Annotated in this window: 18 protein-coding genes and 1 tRNA gene; 5 read left to right on the top strand and 14 right to left on the bottom strand. The window is 32.3% G+C overall.

What is annotated here, in order from left to right; genetic code table 11:
• The 7 genes from KHA90_RS02180 to KHA90_RS02150 all read right to left on the bottom strand — a co-directional run bounded on the left by KHA90_RS02180 (position 1) and on the right by KHA90_RS02150 (position 7,990).
• Entirely contained in the window at positions 1 to 450 is a 450-nt protein-coding gene (locus tag KHA90_RS02180) for a thioredoxin domain-containing protein (RefSeq protein WP_213294616.1), read from the bottom strand.
• Between the two features lie 260 nt (positions 451 to 710).
• Positions 711 to 1,157 (bottom strand): thioredoxin domain-containing protein, encoded by a 447-nt coding sequence (locus KHA90_RS02175; RefSeq protein WP_213294613.1) that lies wholly within the window; start codon positions 1,155 to 1,157, stop codon positions 711 to 713.
• Positions 1,158 to 1,427: 270 nt separating this feature from the next.
• Positions 1,428 to 1,880 carry a thioredoxin domain-containing protein gene (locus KHA90_RS02170; protein ID WP_213294610.1) on the bottom strand — a complete coding sequence of 151 codons (453 nt, stop codon included), beginning with the start codon at positions 1,878 to 1,880 and terminating at the stop codon, positions 1,428 to 1,430.
• Between the two features lie 220 nt (positions 1,881 to 2,100).
• A complete protein-coding gene (locus KHA90_RS02165) occupies positions 2,101 to 2,568 on the bottom strand; it encodes a thioredoxin family protein (RefSeq protein WP_213294607.1) in 468 nt (155 codons plus the stop codon).
• A gap of 51 nt (positions 2,569 to 2,619) precedes the next feature.
• Positions 2,620 to 4,104 carry a peptide MFS transporter gene (locus tag KHA90_RS02160; protein ID WP_213295636.1) on the bottom strand — a complete coding sequence of 495 codons (1,485 nt, stop codon included), beginning with the start codon at positions 4,102 to 4,104 and terminating at the stop codon, positions 2,620 to 2,622.
• A gap of 1 nt (position 4,105) precedes the next feature.
• Positions 4,106 to 5,782 carry a peptide MFS transporter gene (locus KHA90_RS02155; RefSeq protein ID WP_213294594.1) on the bottom strand — a complete coding sequence of 559 codons (1,677 nt, stop codon included), beginning with the start codon at positions 5,780 to 5,782 and terminating at the stop codon, positions 4,106 to 4,108.
• Positions 5,783 to 5,818: 36 nt separating this feature from the next.
• Positions 5,819 to 7,990, bottom strand: coding sequence for a S9 family peptidase (locus tag KHA90_RS02150; RefSeq protein WP_213294591.1), 2,172 nt, complete (start codon positions 7,988 to 7,990; stop codon positions 5,819 to 5,821).
• Between the two features lie 183 nt (positions 7,991 to 8,173).
• Here KHA90_RS02150 and KHA90_RS02145 point away from each other — a divergent pair, with 183 nt between their 5' ends.
• Together KHA90_RS02145 and KHA90_RS02140 are read left to right on the top strand one after the other, a co-directional pair.
• Entirely contained in the window at positions 8,174 to 9,487 is a 1,314-nt protein-coding gene (locus KHA90_RS02145) for a hydroxymethylglutaryl-CoA reductase, degradative (RefSeq protein WP_213294588.1), read from the top strand.
• 95 nt (positions 9,488 to 9,582) lie between these two features.
• Positions 9,583 to 10,506, top strand: coding sequence for a GYDIA family GHMP kinase (locus tag KHA90_RS02140; RefSeq protein ID WP_213294585.1), 924 nt, complete (start codon positions 9,583 to 9,585; stop codon positions 10,504 to 10,506).
• A 66-nt stretch (positions 10,507 to 10,572) separates the two neighbouring features.
• Here KHA90_RS02140 and KHA90_RS02135 read toward each other — a convergent pair whose 3' ends face one another.
• The 7 genes from KHA90_RS02135 to KHA90_RS02105 all read right to left on the bottom strand — a co-directional run bounded on the left by KHA90_RS02135 (position 10,573) and on the right by KHA90_RS02105 (position 17,488).
• Entirely contained in the window at positions 10,573 to 10,983 is a 411-nt protein-coding gene (locus KHA90_RS02135; RefSeq protein WP_213294573.1) for a hypothetical protein, read from the bottom strand.
• Between the two features lie 265 nt (positions 10,984 to 11,248).
• The gene (locus tag KHA90_RS02130) at positions 11,249 to 13,348 is read right to left on the bottom strand and encodes a peptidylprolyl isomerase (protein ID WP_213294570.1); all 2,100 of its coding nucleotides are present in this window, start codon (positions 13,346 to 13,348) and stop codon (positions 11,249 to 11,251) included.
• A 108-nt stretch (positions 13,349 to 13,456) separates the two neighbouring features.
• A complete protein-coding gene (locus KHA90_RS02125) occupies positions 13,457 to 14,719 on the bottom strand; it encodes a hemolysin family protein (protein WP_213294567.1) in 1,263 nt (420 codons plus the stop codon).
• A 2-nt stretch (positions 14,720 to 14,721) separates the two neighbouring features.
• On the bottom strand, positions 14,722 to 14,916 hold the full coding sequence (locus tag KHA90_RS02120; RefSeq protein WP_213294558.1) for a hypothetical protein: 195 nt from the start codon (positions 14,914 to 14,916) through the stop codon (positions 14,722 to 14,724).
• Positions 14,917 to 14,918: 2 nt separating this feature from the next.
• Entirely contained in the window at positions 14,919 to 15,476 is a 558-nt protein-coding gene (lptC, locus tag KHA90_RS02115; protein ID WP_213294555.1) for an LPS export ABC transporter periplasmic protein LptC, read from the bottom strand.
• Positions 15,477 to 15,528: 52 nt separating this feature from the next.
• Positions 15,529 to 16,761 (bottom strand): hypothetical protein, encoded by a 1,233-nt coding sequence (locus tag KHA90_RS02110; protein WP_213294552.1) that lies wholly within the window; start codon positions 16,759 to 16,761, stop codon positions 15,529 to 15,531.
• Positions 16,754 to 17,488 (bottom strand): type III pantothenate kinase, encoded by a 735-nt coding sequence (locus KHA90_RS02105; RefSeq protein WP_213294549.1) that lies wholly within the window; start codon positions 17,486 to 17,488, stop codon positions 16,754 to 16,756. The genes KHA90_RS02110 and KHA90_RS02105 overlap by 8 nt, the downstream gene beginning before the upstream one ends.
• 99 nt (positions 17,489 to 17,587) lie before the next feature.
• Between KHA90_RS02105 and KHA90_RS02100 the strand changes: the two genes are divergently transcribed.
• The 3 genes from KHA90_RS02100 to KHA90_RS02090 all read left to right on the top strand — a co-directional run bounded on the left by KHA90_RS02100 (position 17,588) and on the right by KHA90_RS02090 (position 20,061).
• Positions 17,588 to 17,663: transfer RNA gene (locus tag KHA90_RS02100), tRNA-Phe, on the top strand.
• A gap of 661 nt (positions 17,664 to 18,324) precedes the next feature.
• Positions 18,325 to 19,821, top strand: coding sequence for an MFS transporter (locus KHA90_RS02095; protein ID WP_213295634.1), 1,497 nt, complete (start codon positions 18,325 to 18,327; stop codon positions 19,819 to 19,821).
• A gap of 12 nt (positions 19,822 to 19,833) precedes the next feature.
• On the top strand, positions 19,834 to 20,061 hold the full coding sequence (locus KHA90_RS02090; RefSeq protein ID WP_213294546.1) for a DUF6814 family protein: 228 nt from the start codon (positions 19,834 to 19,836) through the stop codon (positions 20,059 to 20,061).
• Positions 20,062 to 20,147 lie beyond the last annotated feature (86 nt).

The raw sequence follows: 20,147 nt of genomic DNA, 5'->3' as shown, positions 1-20,147 counted from the left end.
TTACTCTCCGCGCAATATTATTTTTGCTTCAGAGATCCATTTTTTTGCACCTCCCATTTTATATTCTAACAGGCCAAGTTTATTTATGGTAGGTTTATTTCGTCTGATAGAAGCTGTAGCAAGACAAACTTGTGGCAATTCATCAATTCCTAAAGCTTCTTTCAATTTGACATTCTGCTCTTTCTCTTCACTGGATATTGAAGGATCAGACAAATCAAGTTTTAGCAAAATGATGTTTTCGCTTGACCAGTCCATAAAATCGGGTGTTGCAAAAATTTCACTCTGGATTTTCTGTGAAGTCCCGGAAGCAGTAAAAAAAATCAATAAAGGTTTTCGTTCATCATCGCACATTTTAATAGCATCATTCATATTCGTCTTCCAAACTAAATTTTGCGCTTGCAGAAAAAATGAACCTAAAAAAAACAGTAAAATAAGTAGTTTTGGTGTCATGTTAGCTTTTGGTTTTAGATTGTATTTATTCAACCAATTTAACACAAATACACCATAAAACAAACACAATAAAACTATTAAATGATTATTCTACATCATAAATATCTTTTAACCAATAAATCTATATCTTTTTTAACGAAATAAAGAAAAAACGCCTTTTAAATAATAAAGTACTGATTAACAGCTAAAAATATACCACAAAAAAAATCCCTTATCACTGGTAAGAGGTAAGGGATAAATTAGTCATTCGATTTTACTATTTATGGATTCAAAATCAAATTTGCATCAGAAATCCAAACTTTGGCTCCGCCTTGTTTAAAAGGAACTACGCCTAAGTTATTAAAAGTAGTTTTACCTTTTTTAACAGAAGCTAATAAAAGACATACCTGAGGTAATTCATCAATACCTAAAGCATTTTTTAGCTTTACATTTTGATCTTTTGCAGTTTCAGACATATTAGTATCAGCTAAATCAAGTTTAACTAAAATAACATTATCACGTGACCAAACAGCAAAATCCGGAGTTGCAAAAACTTCATTCGGAATTTTTTGTGAAATACCACTTGCTGTAAAAAAAATTAACAAAGGTCTTTTTTGAGCATCACTTGCAATTATTGCGTCATTCATATCGGTCTTCCAAACTAAATTTTGTGAATGTAGAAAAAATGAACCTAAAAAGAAGAATAGGATAAGTAATTTTCGGGTCATATTAAATTGGTTTTAAGTAGGTTTACGCGACTAAATTAGTATAATATAGTTACGAAACAAACGATATTGGAACAAAAATTGATAAAAAATCAATAAAAACGAAAATTCATTAATAAAGCCTTAGTTTTTTAATAAAATCATAAAAATATATCTCCTAAAATAACAAAAACCACTATTCGACATGACAAATATTACTACAAAAATATCCCTTTTCACACAAAGGCGAAAAGGGATCTACAAATTAAACTAAGAAACTTAATTTAAACTTAATTATTCACTAGGATGCAAAATCAAATTAGATTCTGCGATCCATGCTTTAGCTCCTCCTGGCTTATAGGCGATTTTTCCTAAAGCACTAAATGTTGTTTTATTTTTTCGAACAGAAGCACTTGCAAAACACACTTCGGGCAAGTCTTCAACACCAAATGCATTCTTCAGTCTTATATTCTGCTCCTTATCACTTTGATCAGCAGAAGAATCAGATAAATCAAGTTTCACAAGAACTACGTTGTCACGCGACCAAACGGCAAAATCCGGTGTTTTAAAAATCTCATTTTGAAGATTGTCCGATACGCCTGAAGCAGTAAATAAAATCAACATTGGTTTTCTTTGTTCGTTACTTATTGCAATAGCATCTGTCATGTTTGTTCTCCAAACTAAGTTTTGCGAATGCAGGAAATATGAACCTAAAAAAAATAGTAGGATAAGTAATTTTTTAGTCATAGTACGATTGGTTATGGTTAGTATAGCACGACTAAATTAACATATTATTTTAATTTTCCAATTTTTATTAATATAAAAAATACATTATATGTTTTTTTAACCATAATAAAATACGAAACCCTTAAAACAGACAAAACAAATCAAAGAACTTTTCTTACTAAACAAAAAAAAACTCCTTACGCAACCGCAAGGAGTTTTTGAAAATATTATAATTTTTTTTTTAAGATTTTTTAGGATGAACAATGCCTTCTGCAACTGTCAACCAAGCAGATGGTCCGCCTGCAACATAACCAGTTTGACCAAGTCCTTTAAAATTTACTTTTCCATCTATAGATTCAGCGCTGGTAAAATAAACAGTTGGAAATCCCTGAATCCCGAATGCTTGCTGCAACTCATTATTCTGATTTTTTATTTCAGGAGTCTGAGGCGTTCTTCTAGGATAATCAAGCTCTACTAAAACAACATTATCTGTAGCCCATTTTTTAAATTCCGGCGTTTTCAAAACCTCATTTTGCAAACGAATACACCATCCGCACCAATCACTTCCGGTAAAAAACATCAACATCGGTTTTTGCTCTTTATTACTAACGGTAATTGCTTCTCTCACGTCAGTGTACCATTTTAATTCCTGCGCTTGTGTTACAAAGGCTCCAATTAAAAACAATGTTATTAAAAATATTTTTTTCATTTTATTTTATTTTCGACAAATTTAAACAAAAAAAGAATTGATAAATGTCATCTATTTTACTTCTTGCATTAATTTTCTAATAATTGGCGAAATAGCTATTAAAATAACTCCGGCAACAATAGAATAAATGGCTAATTGATAATATCCTTCAGTATAGGATTGTAGCTTAGAAACCAAATCAGGACCAGTATTTGATCTTGATATTTCGGCACCTAACTTTCCTGCAAATAATTGTCCAAAAGCACTAGCCAGAAACCATAATCCCATCATCATACCAAATAATCTTTTTGGAGATAATTTAGTGATAATTGACATGCCTATTGGTCCTAAACAAAGTTCCCCAATTGTAGTTATTAAATAAGCAAATGTAAATACATTCAAAGATGCAATACCTTTTGAATTTGCAAAGAATTTAGTCAAATAGAAGATATAAAATGAAGCTCCTAAAAACAAAAATCCAATTCCGAATTTTATTAATGTATTAGGCTCTATTCTTCTTTTCCCCATCCAAATCCACAACAAACCAATCAGCGGACTTAAAACAACTACAAAAAAAGTATTCGAACTATTATTTACAATGTTTGGATCAATGGAGAAAAATAATAATTTATCATTTAGATTGTCTTTTGCAAAAAGCGATAACGATCCTCCACTCTGCTCATAAATTGCGTTGAATAAAAGATAAAAGAATACAAACAAAAATGCTGCAAAAAGCTTCTTCTGTAATTTTACATCTCCTAACTTAATCAATTCATAAGTGAAATACCCAACAGCAACTATTCCAATTGTGTACATGAAATAATCTGTGTAATCTGTATTTTTTACCATTATAAAAATAAATGGCAAGCTTAATATTGACAAAGCATATACGGCAATTTCACGAATTCTTCGTTTACCTGGTTCCAGATTCAATAATGGAGAATCTCCAATAGGACCTAAATACTTTTTAGTAAACAAAAACGTCACTAAACCTAAAAACATTACTACAGCAGCAGATAAAAAGCACAATTGCCATGAATAATATTTTCCTAAATAAATGCATAAAGCACCTCCTAAAAGACCTCCAACATTTATTCCGGCATAGAACATTCCATAACCTGCATCTCTTCTGCCGTCGTCTTCATGATATAACTCTCCAACCATTGACGAAACATTTGGCTTAAAAAAACCCGTTCCAATAATTGAAAATGCAATACCATAATAAAACATAGTTTGCGGAGAAAAAGCGATCAATAAATTCCCGAGAATCATAACGATTCCTCCAAAAAATAATGACTTTTTAAATCCTAAAACTTTATCGGCAAAAATACCTCCAATAAAGGTAAAAGCATACACAAAAGCCTGAATAGCTCCGTATTGTAAATTGGCATGTTCATCTTTTAAAAAAAGCTGATCAACCATAAAAAATGTAAGCACACCACGCATTCCGTAAAAACAGAAACGTTCCCACATTTCAACAAAAAACAAATACCACAATTGTTTTGGATAATTGCCTTTAAAATTTTGAATTTCTTCTAAGGTAATTTTGTGTTCCATTTTATCTAACACCATGCATCATTTTTTTCAAGAATGGAGTCAAAGCAAACAATACTATTGCAGCAATGCCTGTAAGAACTACAAATACCATGAAAAACTCATATAAGTTATGGATTTCAAATCCTGCAAAAAAGTGATTATGAGCGCTAATTTGATGTTTTTCTAAAAGTGATAATTGTTCAGCAGTTGGCACAACTTTATTATCTAAAACTGCCTGAAGATCGATTCCTAATTCTTTAGCCTTAGCAAATTTATCTCCTGTTGCAGGTAAAATAGAACCTAAAGTTCCACCTAAAGCATAACCAGATGCATTTGACAAAAAGAATACTCCGTATAATAAAGATGCAAAACGTTTTGGAGATAATTTCCCTACCAATGATAAACCAATTGGAGACAAACACAACTCAGCACATGTATTTAAGAAATACAATAAAATAAGCCATTTAACCAATAGTAATCCTGAAGTTCCAATGTATGAAACCTGAGTAGCAATCATGAAGAAACTTATTGAAATTACAACTAAACCAACAGCTAATTTTACTGGTGAAATAGGCTCTTTATCTTTTGCTCTTAATGTATCCCAAAGTATACTGAAAGGCACCGCTAATAAAACCACAAATAGTCCGTTAAAAATCTGAACCATAGATGGCGGCATTAACCAGCCAAAGAAGTTTCTATCTGTTTGATTGTCTGCAATAAAAGTTAATGATGAACCTGCTTGTTCAAAAGCCGCCCAAAAGAAAATAATAAAAAACGAAACAATATAAATTACAATAATTCTGTCTCTTTCAATTTTAGTCAAAGAAGTATCTGAAATAATTAATCCTGCCAAAGAAATTCCACTAGAATAAATTAGTGTGTAAATTAAATTCTGACCTACACCATAATGAAAAATGAATCCTAAAGCAACAAATGCAATTCCTGCAATAACTAAAGATTTACTAGAAAAATTAGCTTTTTGAGCTTCTCCTTCTTCAAAATCAGAAGCTACATTTTTAGATGGCAAACCTCCTAATGGTCTTCCTTCCGGAGTAACCACATATTTATTTTTCAAAAAGTAAAAAAGAATTGTTCCTAAAAGCATCGCAACAGAAGCCGCCATGAATCCCCATCTAAAAGCATGGATATCTCTAATTCCGCCAGCATCTTTTACATCACCTAACAAAGGACAAATAGACTGACCTAAGAAAGCTCCGATATTAATTCCCATATAGAAAATAGTAAAAGCACTGTCTAACTTTGTTTTTTCTTGTTTAGGATATAAACTTCCAACCATACTCGAAATGTTTGGCTTGAAAAATCCGTTACCAAAAACAATAACTCCTAACGCGGAATACATGATGATTTTTGCCAAATCTAAGTTTGATTCAAATATACTTCCACTGGTAAACAATAACATTTGCCCAATAGCCATCAATAATCCTCCTAACAAAATACAGTTTCTGTTCCCTAAAAAACGATCGGCAACAAAACCTCCCAACATTGGCGTTAAGTAACAAAGTCCAAGGAAACCTCCATATATTAAAGAAGCTTCTTCTTCCTTCATCAATAATGAATTCACAAGAAATAAAGTTAATAAAGCTCGCATTCCATAAAAATTGAATCGCTCCCACATCTCCGTTCCAAACAATACCCAAAGTCCTTTTGGATGCGCAGTTTTTACTTGAGTTTCTCCCATATTCTTCATTATTTATTTAAGGTTTAAAGTTTTATATTATAAATTTTCTTTGATAAAGTTAGTCATTTTATTATAAAGCTGAATTCTCGTTGCACCACCAAAAATGCCATGATTTTTATCCGGATATATCTGAGAATCAAATTGTTTATTCGCCTGAATTAACGCTTCCATCATCTGCATTGAGTTTTGTACATGCACGTTGTCATCACCAGATCCGTGAATCAATAAAAACTTCCCCTTTAATTTTTCAACATGATTTATTGGCGAATTTTGGTCGTAACCGCTTGCATTTTCCTGAGGCGTCTGCATGTATCTTTCCGTATAAACACTGTCATAAAAACGCCAGTTCGTTACCGGAGCAACTGCAATTGCCATTTTGAAAACATCATTTCCTTGAAAAATACAGTTTGAAGCCATAAAACCACCATAACTCCACCCGAAGATTCCAATTCTTGAAGCATCAACATACGGATAAGCCCCAATTACTTTTGCAGCATCAATCTGATCTTGTACTTCGTATTTTCCTAATTCTTTTTGAGTCACTTTTTTAAAATCGGCACCTTTAAAACCAGTTCCTCTACCATCAACACAAGCTACAATATAACCTTGTTGCGTAAGAGATAAAAACCAATAATCATCAGAGTTGTTCCAATCATTATTTACTTGTTGAGATCCCGGACCAGAATATTGGTACATGAAAACAGGATATTTTTTTGAGGGATCAAAATCTTTTGGCTTCAAAATCCATGCGTTCAATTCGTTTCCTTTGGCTGTTTTTAAAACAAAAAACTCTTTGGCAGGCAAATTATATGAAGTTAATTTTGCCGAAAGATCTTTATTGTTTTCTATAACCTGAATTTCTTTTCCTGTTTTGGACTCATTCAAAGTATAAGTCGTAGGTTGTAAATTACTAGAAAAAGTATTGATGAAAAATTGGAAGTTCGGACTAAAAGTTGCCGTACTTGTTCCCACTTTTGAAGTTAAACGCATTTTGTTTTTTCCGTCTAAACCAATTCTGTAAATATCTCTGTTGATAGAACCATTTTCTGTAGATTGGTAGAAAATAGTTTTGTTTTTTTCGTCAAAACCGTAGTAAGATACTACTTCCCAGTTTCCTTTTGTAACCTGATTTTTAAGTTTCCCTGTTTTATCATAAACATAAATATGATTAAAACCGTCTTTTTCACTTGTCCAGATAAAACTATTGTCTTTTAAGAAGGTCAAATTATCTGTAACATCTACGTAAGCTTTATCTTTTTCATTCAAAACCACTTTTGCCACGGCTGTATTTCCGTCAACAAATAATAAATCAAGATTATCCTGATGGCGGTTTAAAACCTGAGCCGATAATACATTGTTATCGTTTGTCCATTGTAACCTTGCAATATAAAAGTCGTTGTAATTTCCTAAATCAACTTTTTTAGTACTATTTCCAGCCGCATCATATATATGCAATGAAACTACCGAATTTTTTTCTCCCGCTTTAGGATATTTAAACGTTTCAATTGTTGGATATAAATCTTGATGAAACATTGACATTGAAAATTCAGGAACAGCGCTTTCGTCAAAACGAATATAAGCTAGTTTTTTACTGTCTTTGCTCCAGTCAAAAGCCCGTACAAAAGCAAATTCTTCTTCATAAACCCAATCCGTAATACCGTTAATGATGGCGTTTTTCTTTCCGTCAGTTGTAACAGCCGTCGATTTTTTTGACGCTACATCATAAACATATAAGTTATTTTCTTTAGCATATGCAATTTTAGTTCCGTCAGGCGAAAAAGTTGGCTCCTGAACCTGAAAATCAAAAAGCTTAGTCAATGATTTTGTTGTTATATCATAAAGGAAATAATCTGCAGTAAAAGAGTGACGAAAGATTTTATTGGAATTACACGCAATCAGAATCTTTTTTTCTGAAGCATCAAACGTATAACTGTCAATTCCTTCAGCAAGTTCTCTATGATTTTTAGTATCAATTAAGTTGGACACTTTTTTTAAAGTAGCAAAATCATATAAATCAATCTGCATACTTCTACTCGCCTGATCCACGTTCAAAACAGTATATTGATCTGTATTTTTTAATGATTGCAACTCATCCATTCCTTTTGCACGAAATGCTCCATTGTAAATATCTTCAACAGTAATTTTTTGTTGACCAAAAACCGTAGCAACTAAAAATAAAAATATTACAGTAATTTTACTCGTATTCATTGAGAATTATTTTAAATATAAAAAAGACCCCAATTTTAGTAAAAAAAATGAACATAATACACATTTCAACTGTTAAATGTTAAAAAAAATAACGATTGCGTACTTTTCAAATTTCAAATACATTATAAACAAAACTCTTAAAATGGTATCTTTGCCGCAACTTTATTATTTAAAATACTGAGAATGAACAACGCCGTTGCCGGATTTTCGAAATTATCCAAAAAAGAAAAAATAAACTGGATCGCCAATACCTATTTTTCAAACCCTGAAGAAGCACTTACGATTATAAGAAATTACTGGAATTCAGACGAAAAGCTACAACAATTGCATGATGAATTCATCGAAAACACGATTACAAATCTTTATATTCCACTGGGAGTTGCTCCTAATTTTTTAATCAACGGAAGATACAAAACAATTCCAATGGCAATTGAGGAAAGTTCAGTAGTTGCAGCAGCATCAAAAGCAGCAAAATACTGGTCAACAAGAGGCGGTTTTAAAGCAACCGTAATTGACACTCAAAAAATTGGACAGGTGCATTTTACCTATAATGGAGATGCCGAAAAGCTACAATCTTTCTTTGACGAAATAAAACCTAAATTTTTATCTGACACGCAAAGCATTACTAAAAACATGCAGCAACGCGGCGGCGGAATTTTAGATATTAAACTAAAAGATAAAAGAAGTTTACTTGAAAATTATTTTCAGCTTCATGCTACTTTTGAAACCAAAGACAGTATGGGCGCCAACTTTATTAACTCTTGTCTGGAACAGTTTGCTACAACTCTAAAAGATGAATTTAAGAATTCTGATTTATTTTCAGAAGATGAAACGCTAAAAGTTGTCATGAGTATTTTATCTAATTATGTACCAAATTGCATTGTTAGAGCCGAAGTTTCCTGCCCAATTGAAGATTTAACCGAAAAGAACATTCAAAATCCTCAAGAATTTGCCGAGCGATTTATACAAGCCGTTCAAATTGCCGAAGTTGAACCTTTTAGAGCCGTAACACACAACAAAGGAATTATGAATGGTGTTGACGCCGTGATTCTTGCAACCGGAAATGATTTTAGAGCTGTCGAAGCCGGAGTTCATGCTTATGCTTCAAAAAATGGTCAATATGCCAGTTTATCTCACGCAAAAATCGAAGACGGAATTTTTACTTTCTGGCTTGAAATTCCGCTAGCTTTAGGAACCGTTGGCGGATTAACTTCTTTGCATCCTTTAGTGAAATTATGTTTTGAAATACTTGAAAAACCATCCGCAAAAGAATTAATGGAAATTGTTGCCGTTGCTGGTTTGGCGCAAAACTTTGCTGCGTTACGTTCCCTAACGACAACCGGAATTCAGGAAGGACATATGAAAATGCATTTAAACAACATCATCAACCAATTTGAAGCTAACGAAGAAGAACGCCGTTTGATTAAATCTCACTTTAAGAAAAATACCGTTTCACATAGTGCAGTTGTTGAGTTTATTGAAAATTTGAGGAAATAAAACGATTAATTAAATTCCAATATTTTTAAATTCCAAATTCCAATTATGCTGCGATTTGGAATTTAAAAATTGGGATTTATGTGAAACATATATGCATGAAAACAACCTTTTACAGTAACGGAAAACTCTTAATTACAGGCGAATATTTAGTTTTAGATGGCGCCAGAGCTTTTGCATTACCCACAAAATTTGGACAAAATCTAATCGTAGAAAACGGTTCAAACCAGGAAATACAATGGAAAAGTTATGATTTTGACGAACATCTTTGGTACGGAGACACTATTTCATTTTCTGAAATAATACATAATACAGATTTAAAAAGCGAAACGGTAAAAACCACTTTAATTCAGATTTTACATGAAGCATATCTTTTAAATCCTGACTTCATTAATAATGCTGAAGGATATATAATAAGCACACAACTTACGTTTCCAAAAAACTGGGGATTAGGAACCTCTTCTACATTACTGAACAATATTGCTCAATGGACCAATATTGATGCTTTTACGCTCTTAAAAAATAGTTTTGGAGGAAGTGGCTACGATATTGCCTGCGCACAAAATAATACACCAATTTTATATTGTTTAGAACAGAATTTACCAATAGTTGAAACTGTTGAATTTCATCCTGATTTTACACAAAACATTTATTTTGTCTATTTAAATAAAAAACAAAACAGCAAAGCTGCAATAAACGCCTATTATAATAACAGAAATGAAAATCTGGAGAATACCATTTTAGATAATAATAATAAAATCACAGATAGCATTTTGAATGCGCAAACTATAAAAGAATTTGCAGTAGCTGTAGAAAAACACGAAATGCATTTAAGTAACATTCTGGAAATACGAACGATTAAAGAAACTTCTTTTCCGGATTTCAATGGCGCAATTAAAAGCCTTGGTGCCTGGGGCGGAGATTTTGTAATGGTAATTTCAAAAGAAGATCCAACATTATATTTTTCTGAAAAAGGATATAATACTATTCTTTCTTATGACGAAATGATCTTACAGGTATAAATTATTTATTTGAAACTTCTTAAGACAAAAAAAGTAAACTTTCCAGTTTACTTTTTTTTGTTATTATTATGATGATTTTTCAAGTCTTCGAACTTTTTGCGTTTCTAACTCATTAGATTCTATAAGTGTATTGTGCAAACGTTCTGCCATTTTTTCAATACTATTTGTAATAGAATCATATACCACTTCCATTCTGCGGTGTTTCTCCTCTTTTACAGCTTTCAAAACATCTTCAACAAAAAGCTTATCGTATTTTTCAGCTACAGAATCGCGCGTATTTGTTAACCTGATCACATAATCGTTACTCATAATGGTAACTTTAAAATGCTGTTCTTCGTTACTTAAATAATATTTACCTCCCAATTCATCACTATTGATGTCAGTACTGCCGAGTTTTAAAAGCTCCGTAATTATTCCAAAAATATGATTTTCAATTTTAGAATATACCCTCGGTCTTTTCTTTAATAAACTAAACATAAACATTTAATTCCCCATAATTAAAGTATTCACTCATAGCTCTTTTGGTGATTTTATTTAAAGTTAAAATAAAAAATTTTAACAAATTAACTGCAATATTTTGAATATCACAAATTTTTTATTTGTATTTCGATTATTCCTATATAATTAAAGAAAATACGTAGATTATTATTACAAAAACAATAAAAATTTTAGTAAAAAAGAAAAACCCGAAACATCTTAAGACGTTTCGGGTTTTTTATATTTAGATTTTTAATTACTAAAACTAGTAGTTAAATTGTAATCTGTTATCTTCAATTTTAGCATTGTTTTTCAAAGCTGGTAAAATTCTGCTTGCGTCAGATGCGCTTTGAGCTTTTACTTTAGCAACATATTCAGCGTGGTTAGTTAAAGCAGGCGCTTTTACAGTACTAATATTTTTTACAACATAAACTCCTGTGTTTCCTTCAATTGGAGCAGAAATTTTATTTGCAGCTAATGCAAATGCATTTCCAACAACTTTAGGCTCTTGTCCAACTCCACCCGGTAAAACCGGATTGTCTAACGTTACATTAGCAGCTTGTTGAACTGCAACACCAGCGCTTTTAGCAACAGCTTCGATTGTAGAACCTGTTAATTTAGCTTTTAGCATTTCAGCTTTTTTCTTGTTTTTCAAGATAGACTCTACATAAGGTCTTGCTAATGTTACAGATACTAAACCTGATTTGTTTTCGCTTTTGTATTGAGCAATTACGTGACCAATATTAGCAATCTCAAAACGTTTAACATCTCCTACATTAGTTTCTTTATCATATGCCCATCTTACAATGTTACGTTGGTTTCCTAAAGGACCAAACGCTTCATCCATAGCTTTTGCAGTTACAGGAGGAGATACTTTTAAACCTAACGCTTTTGCAGTAGCATTAAAATCTTTATCGGCAGCATCCATTTCAAATTTAGTTGCCAATGTAAATACTTTATCAGAAGTAGCTTCAGAAGGCTCAATTTTTTGAGCAATAGTAGCTAAACGAATTCCGTCTTGCTTGTCAGTAATTTTGATAATGTGAAATCCAAAAGGAGTTTCAACTAAACCAACTTTTCCAATTCCGTTATTGAATACAAAATCGTTGAATGGTTTTACCATTTGATTTGGACTAAAATATCCTAAATCACCACCTTGTTGTGCAGATGAATCATCAGAACTTGTAAAAGCCAACATCATGAAACTATCCGGATTTGCCTGCACCTGAGCAAGAATTTCTTCTGCTTTAGCTTTAGCTTCTTCTTTTGTTCTTTTTTCTTTTTGGTTTGGAGTTTGAGATCCTGTGTAACCTATTAAGATATGACTTGCTTTTGCGTTAACACCAGCTTTAAATCCTAAAGATTTAGAAATAGCACAATATCTTCCAAAAACGTATGGTCCGTAAATTGAACCGGCTGGCAAACTAAATAATTTATCAGCATCTACTGCAGGTAAAGAATTTTTAGCCACATAAGTTGAATCGTAAGGAACATCAGAATTTGAATTTACGAATTCAGCAATGTTAGTTGCATTTCTAAAACCTGGCAAAGTATCATTTTTACCTGTTTTTGCATTATACTCAACTCTTCCGTTAAGTAAACCTGTGATTTTAGCTTTGATTTCAGCTTCGTCTTCTTTTGACGCTTTATCTTCAACTAAAACATATTGAATTTCACGAGTTGCATCCGCTTTGAATTTTTTCTCGTTTTTCTTCATATAATCAACAATGTCAGAATCTGAAATTTTAACGTCGCTATCTTTAATAGAAGAATATGGTGCAGCAGCATAAGCAAAGTTTACTTTGTTAGCCTCCATTTCATATTTCAGTTTTCCTTCACTGGCTGTAGTATAAAGACCTGCTTTTACTAATGTACTGTAGATTTGAAATTTTGCATTTAATTCAGCATCTTTTTCTTTTTCAGAAAGATATTGAGCTGCTTCAGGATTAGTCTTGAAGTATTCTTTAAATTTCACAACGTCAAAACCACCTGCTGCGTTAAGGAACATTGGGTTTTTACCAATATTTGGATCTGATTTTAAAACTTCAAGTAAGTGTTTTTCACCAACTCTTAATCCTAATTTATCAAATTGAGCTGATAATAATGCGATTGAAACCTCTTGGTCCCAAACTTTGTTTGCAGCTTCAGTGGAAGTAATTCCTTGCCCGCTTTTTTCAACATTACTAACTTTAACTCTAAAGTCTTCAAATGAAATATCTTTTCCATCGATGCTTCCCACATCTTTTGAACTTTGACCGAAACTTCCTCTAGTGAAAAGATCTTGTATTATAAATGCAAATAATGCAAGTGCAATAACTCCTATCAATAAAGCGGAACGCTGTCTAATTTTTGCTAAAACTGCCATTTTTATTATCGTTAATTTTATATTCAGTTTGCGAAAATACAATTATCTAGTTAATAACAATACAACTAGCGTTTTATTTTACACAATTTTTTTTATTAATTTAAAAAATCACTCTTTTATTGTCAATTTAACCAATTCAATTTTCTTATTTGTTGCTTCTTCAATTACAAAATGATAGCTGTCAATCACTATTTCCTCACCTTTTTGGGGGATTTCTTTAGTAGAATTAACAATAAAACCTCCTAACGTTCCGTAAGAATCTTCTTCAGGAATATTCAGTTTATAGGTTTCATTCAGGTATTCAACATCTAAGCGTGTCGAAAACAAATATTTACCTTCGCCCAACTCCTTTTCAATCAGCTCTTCTTCTTCTGAATCGTGTTCGTCTTCAATTTCACCAAAAAGTTCTTCGACTATATCTTCTATTGTAATTATCCCGGAAGTTCCTCCGTATTCATCTAAAACAACTGCTACGTTTTTTCGTTTTTTGATTAATAAATTTAGCGCATCTTTAATTAAAATGGTTTGCGGCACAAATTCAACGGTCATTAAAACTGATTTTATTGTTTTTGGCTTTTTAAACAAATCAAATGAATGTACATAACCCACAATATCGTCAAGCGAATTTTGACTTACTACAATTTTAGAATATCCTGTTTCTACAAATAATTGTTTTAAGTCGGTAATACTGTCAAATAAATCAATATCCACTATTTCAGTTCGTGGTGTCATAATATCACGCGCTTTTACGCCTGAAAATTCTAGTGCATTCTGGAAAATCTGAATTTCCGAATCTACTTCTTCATCATCTTCAACAGAATTCATTTGTTCTGTAATATAATTTCCGAGTTCGATTTTACTAAAATACAATTGTACCTGATCGCCTTCGGTTTTGAAAAATTTTCTTAAAACAAAATCCGAAATCCAGATAAAAAAAGTGGAGATATAATAAAACAGTCTGTAAAACAGATATGCCGGAATTGCAAAAATCTTAATTAATGAATTGGCATAAATCTGGAAAAAAACTTTCGGAAAAAATTCTGCGGTTATTAAAACGATAAAAGTCGAGAGAATCGTCTGAACCAATAAACTTGTTAAATTAGAGAAATGAAAGCCTAATTTAATAATGCATTCCAGAATCAAATCTCCCATATAAAAACCATACACTACTAATGCGACATTGTTACCAATAAGCATTGCAGCAATAAATTTTGATGGATTCTCTGTAAGTTTGGTTAAAATTTGAGATAAAAAATTATCCTGTTTCTTTTCGATTTCAAGATAAATTTTATTCGAGGAAATAAAAGCTATTTCCATTCCTGAAAAAAACGCTGATAGTATTAAACATAGTATTATAATACTAATCTCCATTTTTATTGTTTTTTATAATGGTCATCAAATTTCTTGGCATATTTTCTCCTGAAGAAAAACATAAAAACACTCACACCTGCAATTATAAAGCTTAACCACGCATTTTCAGTATGTGAATTTAGCTTCGTAACTCCATCATAAATGAAAGCAGCTGCAATTATTAAATAAAGATATTGTGTATATTTTAAAATGCCCATAATTATATTTTTTCGTCTGATTCAATTTCACCGCTTACACGCTGCGAATTAATCACTTTAAAATCTTTACTAAAATCAATTCCCTGACCGTAAGAAACGCCTTTTGCATCAGTAAGCTTGAACTTTCTTTCGGTGTAAAACCATTCGTTTTTCTGATCAAAAAACAATTGCTCCGTTTCCAGCATTTGTCCTGTTTCTGACGTTATTTTAACCTTTCCCTGTAAATCTATTATACTGGTTGGTTTATATGAAACAGCATAATTTGACACTATAAAAGTACGCTTTTGTTTTTTATCATATAAAGTAACGTCAATTCCTTTTGGAAATTCGGTAAAAGGAAAATCCAGATTAGAATAATCCAGCATCTTCGGACTTTTCAAAACTCCTGTTATGCGGCCGGAATCGGTATATTTTATATTAACGGTATCTGCGTCACTTCCCGGAACAAACTCTGAGAAGTTAATTTTTTGAACATCCTTAAAATTACTTTCGCATCCAGAAAACAGTGTCACAGCAATAACTGTGACAACGCTTATAATATATCTCTTTGGTAAATTCATTTGCCAAATGTAGTAAATTGTAATGAGCTTAGAAAAACATAAAAACGTATGCTTAGTTGAATTTACTTTTCACGAACCATCTGTCGTTGAAAGAGAAACTCAAACTAACATTGAAATAATTTTCCTGAACTAAATCTGCAGTCATCGTTCCTCTTTTTCCAAATTCCAAACCTACGTTTACATTTGAAAAAGAACCATTTCCAAGAGGAATTCCTGCCCCTAAATTCATTCCAATATCATTGATTGATTGATTATTAACTACCAAACCAAGTTTTTCATATTTAAGTCCGGCTCTGTATGTAATTCTGCTTAAATAACTTGTAAAAGATGCATAATTAGGAATAAAATATCCACCTACTGCATATTTTTGATACTTTTCATAACTTACATTATCTGCTGCGTTGTAATAATTTGCAAGTTGTCCGTTCCCCTGAAAAGAAGCTGTTGTACCTACCAGCCATTTTCTTGGCTCACCAATACCCACACCAAATGTAACCTTATTAGGTAACTTTAATTTATCTTCATGAGGATCTCCTACAACAGGATCTGCATCACCATCTACTGCAATAACTCTTGTATTATCTGAAGTTAAATTAGTTGCAAAAGCATAACTTAAACTCGTAAACAAAGTTAATTTTTTATCAATTTTAGTCTGATACATTGTACCAATACTAAAACCAACACCAGATAATTCAGATGCATTTGTTTCTGCGGTAGCATTTTGAACCCCCGTAACTAACTCTACGCTTGTTGTTGTGATTTTACCAAAGTTATATTGAGCATCAGCTCCAATAGTCCAGTTTTTTTTAATTTTATATCCTAAACCAAAATACACTTTATTAACTCCGCCTTTTCCCTGAAGTTGTGTACTTGTAGCACCGTCTGTTCCTGTATTGTCGTTTTGAATTTTATAACCAACTGAAGTTACGGGAATCAAACCAAATGATGCTCCGAATTTTCCCATTGGAATTCCTATCGCTAAATAATCAAAAGTTGATCTTTGCGCTTTAGCAGATCCTTCATTAGTTTTTAATGTAGATGACCCAAAAGTTCCTCCAATTGTAAAAGTAGTCTGCCCCAAACTGGCATAACTTGCCGGATTTTCAATATTCAAATGGATACTATCCTGCTCTACCGAAACCCCTGCCATAGACCTGTTTTCAAGAGTTCCTTTAAATCTGACATCACCAATCCCAAAGAAAGAATAAGGAGAAGCAGTACCCTGTTGAGCAAATGAAACGAACGAGATAAGCAAACATGCGCTTACTATAATTTTTTTAATCATTGTCGATTTTATATTGAAATGTTTGGTTCAAACTCTCTAAAAGAAAATTTGAATTGGCAAATATGGTATTTTTTAATCGTTTAGCCAAAAAATCTGCATCTCCTCCCGTTAAAATTATTATAAAATTTGAAAAGTTTGCTCGATATTCATCGATAAAACCGTCAATCTCATAGACGAAGCCATTCACAACTCCGGAATGAATCGCCTGTGCTGTGGAGTTTCCTATATATAATTCTGGTGTTTCAAAAGTCAGCAGAGGCAGTTTAGCCGTATAGTTATGCAAAGCTTCATAACGCAATCGTAAACCCGGAGAAATCGCTCCGCCCAAATAATTGTCGTTTTCGTCGATGAAATCGTAAGTTATGCAAGTTCCCGCATCAATAACCAGCCTATTTTGTTTCGGAAATTTTAAAGTGGCTCCGGAAGCCAAAACCATTCTGTCAATTCCTAAAGTTTTTGGGGTTGCATATTTATTTACAAAAGGAAAAATGTCTTCGTGCGTTAAAAAATGAATATTCAAATGTTTTTCGAAAGCTAAAAAAGATTGTTTTTCGATATTTCCTACCGAGGCAACAACCAAATCTGAGCAGTTTTGAAATTTTTTTAAAATATTTTCTATTTTTTCCTGAAGCTCATTTTTCTTAAAAACAAAACTTTCCAGAACAGTATTCCCCTCAAAAACAGCTGCTTTAATTCTGGTATTACCAACATCGACAGTTAAAATCATGTTTGCTTTTTTTAAAACACAAAGATACGAATTGATTTTTTTTAAAAAATGTTTTGGATAAACGAAAAATGATTCTATATTTGCACCCGCAATCAGCACGGTGCCTTAGCTCAGATGGTAGAGCAATGGACTGAAAATCCATGTGTCCCTGGTTCGATCCCTGGAGGCACCACCAAAACCCGAATAGTAATATTCGGGTTTTTTGTTTTTAATACTTTTTTAGATTCCCTTACCGCAGAATTTAACGCAAAGAGCGCTAAGATATTTTTACTGTTAATTTTATTAAAAGGCAAAGTTAGCAAAGCTTTGTATTAAATGACTTTGCGAAATTTGCGCTTCTAATTGATTTCTACCAATATGTAATCCGAGATATTTTTTTGTTACTCCGTTAGGAGTTAAATATTGGTAGTAGAATATTAAATCTACCAGAAAAATATCCCGTAGGGATTAAACTTTTTAAAAGTAGAAGCTCCGATTTAAAATCGCGCAAAGACGCTAAGGCGCAAAGTTTAAACTCTAACTTTTTTTTTTGCTCGCAGATTGAGCAGATTTTCTTTTTAGATTTTAACTTAATAAAAAAAAACCTTTGTGACTTAGCATATTTGCGAGCAAAAAATATTACGAATTTTATGTTTTTTACTTTAAACTTGCGTTAAAAAAATTCATACTTCGTTTCTTTCATCACTGTTTTAATGCGATTAGTATTAGTAAATAATCTTAAGTCAACAATTAAGCAATCTTTGTTAAAAAAGTATCAACTAAATAAAAAAATATCTTATATATTCGTAAAATGATACTTAATGATTTTATTCATTACTAATAACACATCGCATTTTATGGGTAAAAATTCTACAAAAGGCATTTGGAAAGTAATTTCTGCTTCTTCAATGGGCACTATGATTGAATGGTATGATTTCTATATTTTTGGAAGTTTAGCTGTTGTAATTTCCACAAAATTCTTTCCCAGCGACAATCCAACCGCAGCATTTTTATCTACTTTGGCCACATTTGCAGCAGGATTTGTAGTGCGTCCGTTTGGTGCATTATTCTTTGGTAGACTTGGCGATATCATTGGCAGGAAATATACTTTTATGGCGACTTTGTTATTAATGGGAGGATCGACTTTTTTAATTGGTTGTATTCCGAGTTATGAAACCATTGGCTTTTTTGCTCCATTATTAGTTTTAATTCTGCGTTTATTGCAAGGACTTGCGCTTGGCGGAGAATATGGTGGAGCAGCTACTTATGTTGCTGAACATGCACCCGTAGGACAAAAAGGATATTGGACTTCGTGGATTCAGACTACAGCCACAGTTGGATTATTTATTTCCCTAATGGTTATTCTGGCAACAAAAAATGTCCTTTCGGCTGAAGATTTTGATACATGGGGCTGGCGTGTTCCGTTTTGGGTTTCTATTGTAATGGTTGGAGTTTCCTATCTGATTCGCAAAAACATGGATGAATCTCCTGAATTTGCCAAAGCAAAAAAAGAAGGAACAACAAGTACAAATCCGTTAAAGGAAAGTTTTGGCAACAGATATAATCTAAAATTCGTTTTGCTTGCTTTATTTGGAGCTACAATGGGTCAAGGAGTTGTGTGGTATACCGGACAGTTTTACGCTATGAGCTTCATGAAAACGGTTATGAATATAGATTCATCGCAAGTCGACGGATTATTGGGAATTGCATTATTATTAGGCACTCCGTTTTTTATTGTTTTTGGATGGCTAAGCGATAAAATAGGACGAAAATATATTATGATGGGCGGAATGTTGCTGGCTATTTTGTTCTATCGACCTATCTATAAAATGATGTACAACACAACTGATGTCCACCATAAAACCGAACTTACTCAGGCAACAAAAGAAACAATTGAGATCACAAACAACAAAGATTCTATTTACACGACAAACAAGGAATATAGCGACGGAACTATTTTTATTGAAAAAAAGACTCATTTTGCGAATAAAAAAGAGGCTCAAACTAATATTTCTATTACCATAAATTCAAACGACGAATGGACTTTAATTTTATTGGTTTTCATTCAGGTTTTATTTGTAACGATGGTTTATGGACCAATTGCTGCATTTTTAGTAGAAATGTTTCCAACAAAAATCAGGTATACTTCGATGTCGCTTCCTTATCATGTGGGAAATGGAATTTTTGGAGGTTTACTTCCTGCGATTTCAACTTATTTTGTAACACATTCTAAAGAAGCAGGAAAACCTGAGTTTTATCTCGACGGACTTTGGTATCCTATTATTATAGCTTCGGTTTGCTTTGTAATTGGAATGATCTATATCGATAATAAAAACAAAACTAATCACCTTTAATATTAATAAATTATGAATGCGGTCAAACAAATTTTAGGTGTTTTATGGATTATTCTTGCGCTTGCAGCGGCTTATTTTTGTGTATTTGAATTTGGTTTGCCCAAACTACTTTCAGACAAACAGGATGATTTAGTCTTTGGAATCATTATCCTTTTTATTCTTACGCCGTTAATCGTTTTAGGATTGGGAACTTTTGGCTATTTTGCTGTTATCGGCGAATATAACAAAGAAAAATTGTAGCAAATAAAAGGGCTGTCCATTACAGACAGCCCCTTTACATTACTAACAAAACCAAATCTTCTACCTTTGTCAGGTGTTTTTTTATC

The organism is Flavobacterium psychroterrae, from assembly GCF_018380615.1.
Classification (GTDB): Bacteria; Bacteroidota; Bacteroidia; order Flavobacteriales; family Flavobacteriaceae; genus Flavobacterium; species Flavobacterium psychroterrae.
Note: the sequence above shows the minus strand (reverse complement) of the source record. Positions and strands in the feature narration are given on the sequence as shown.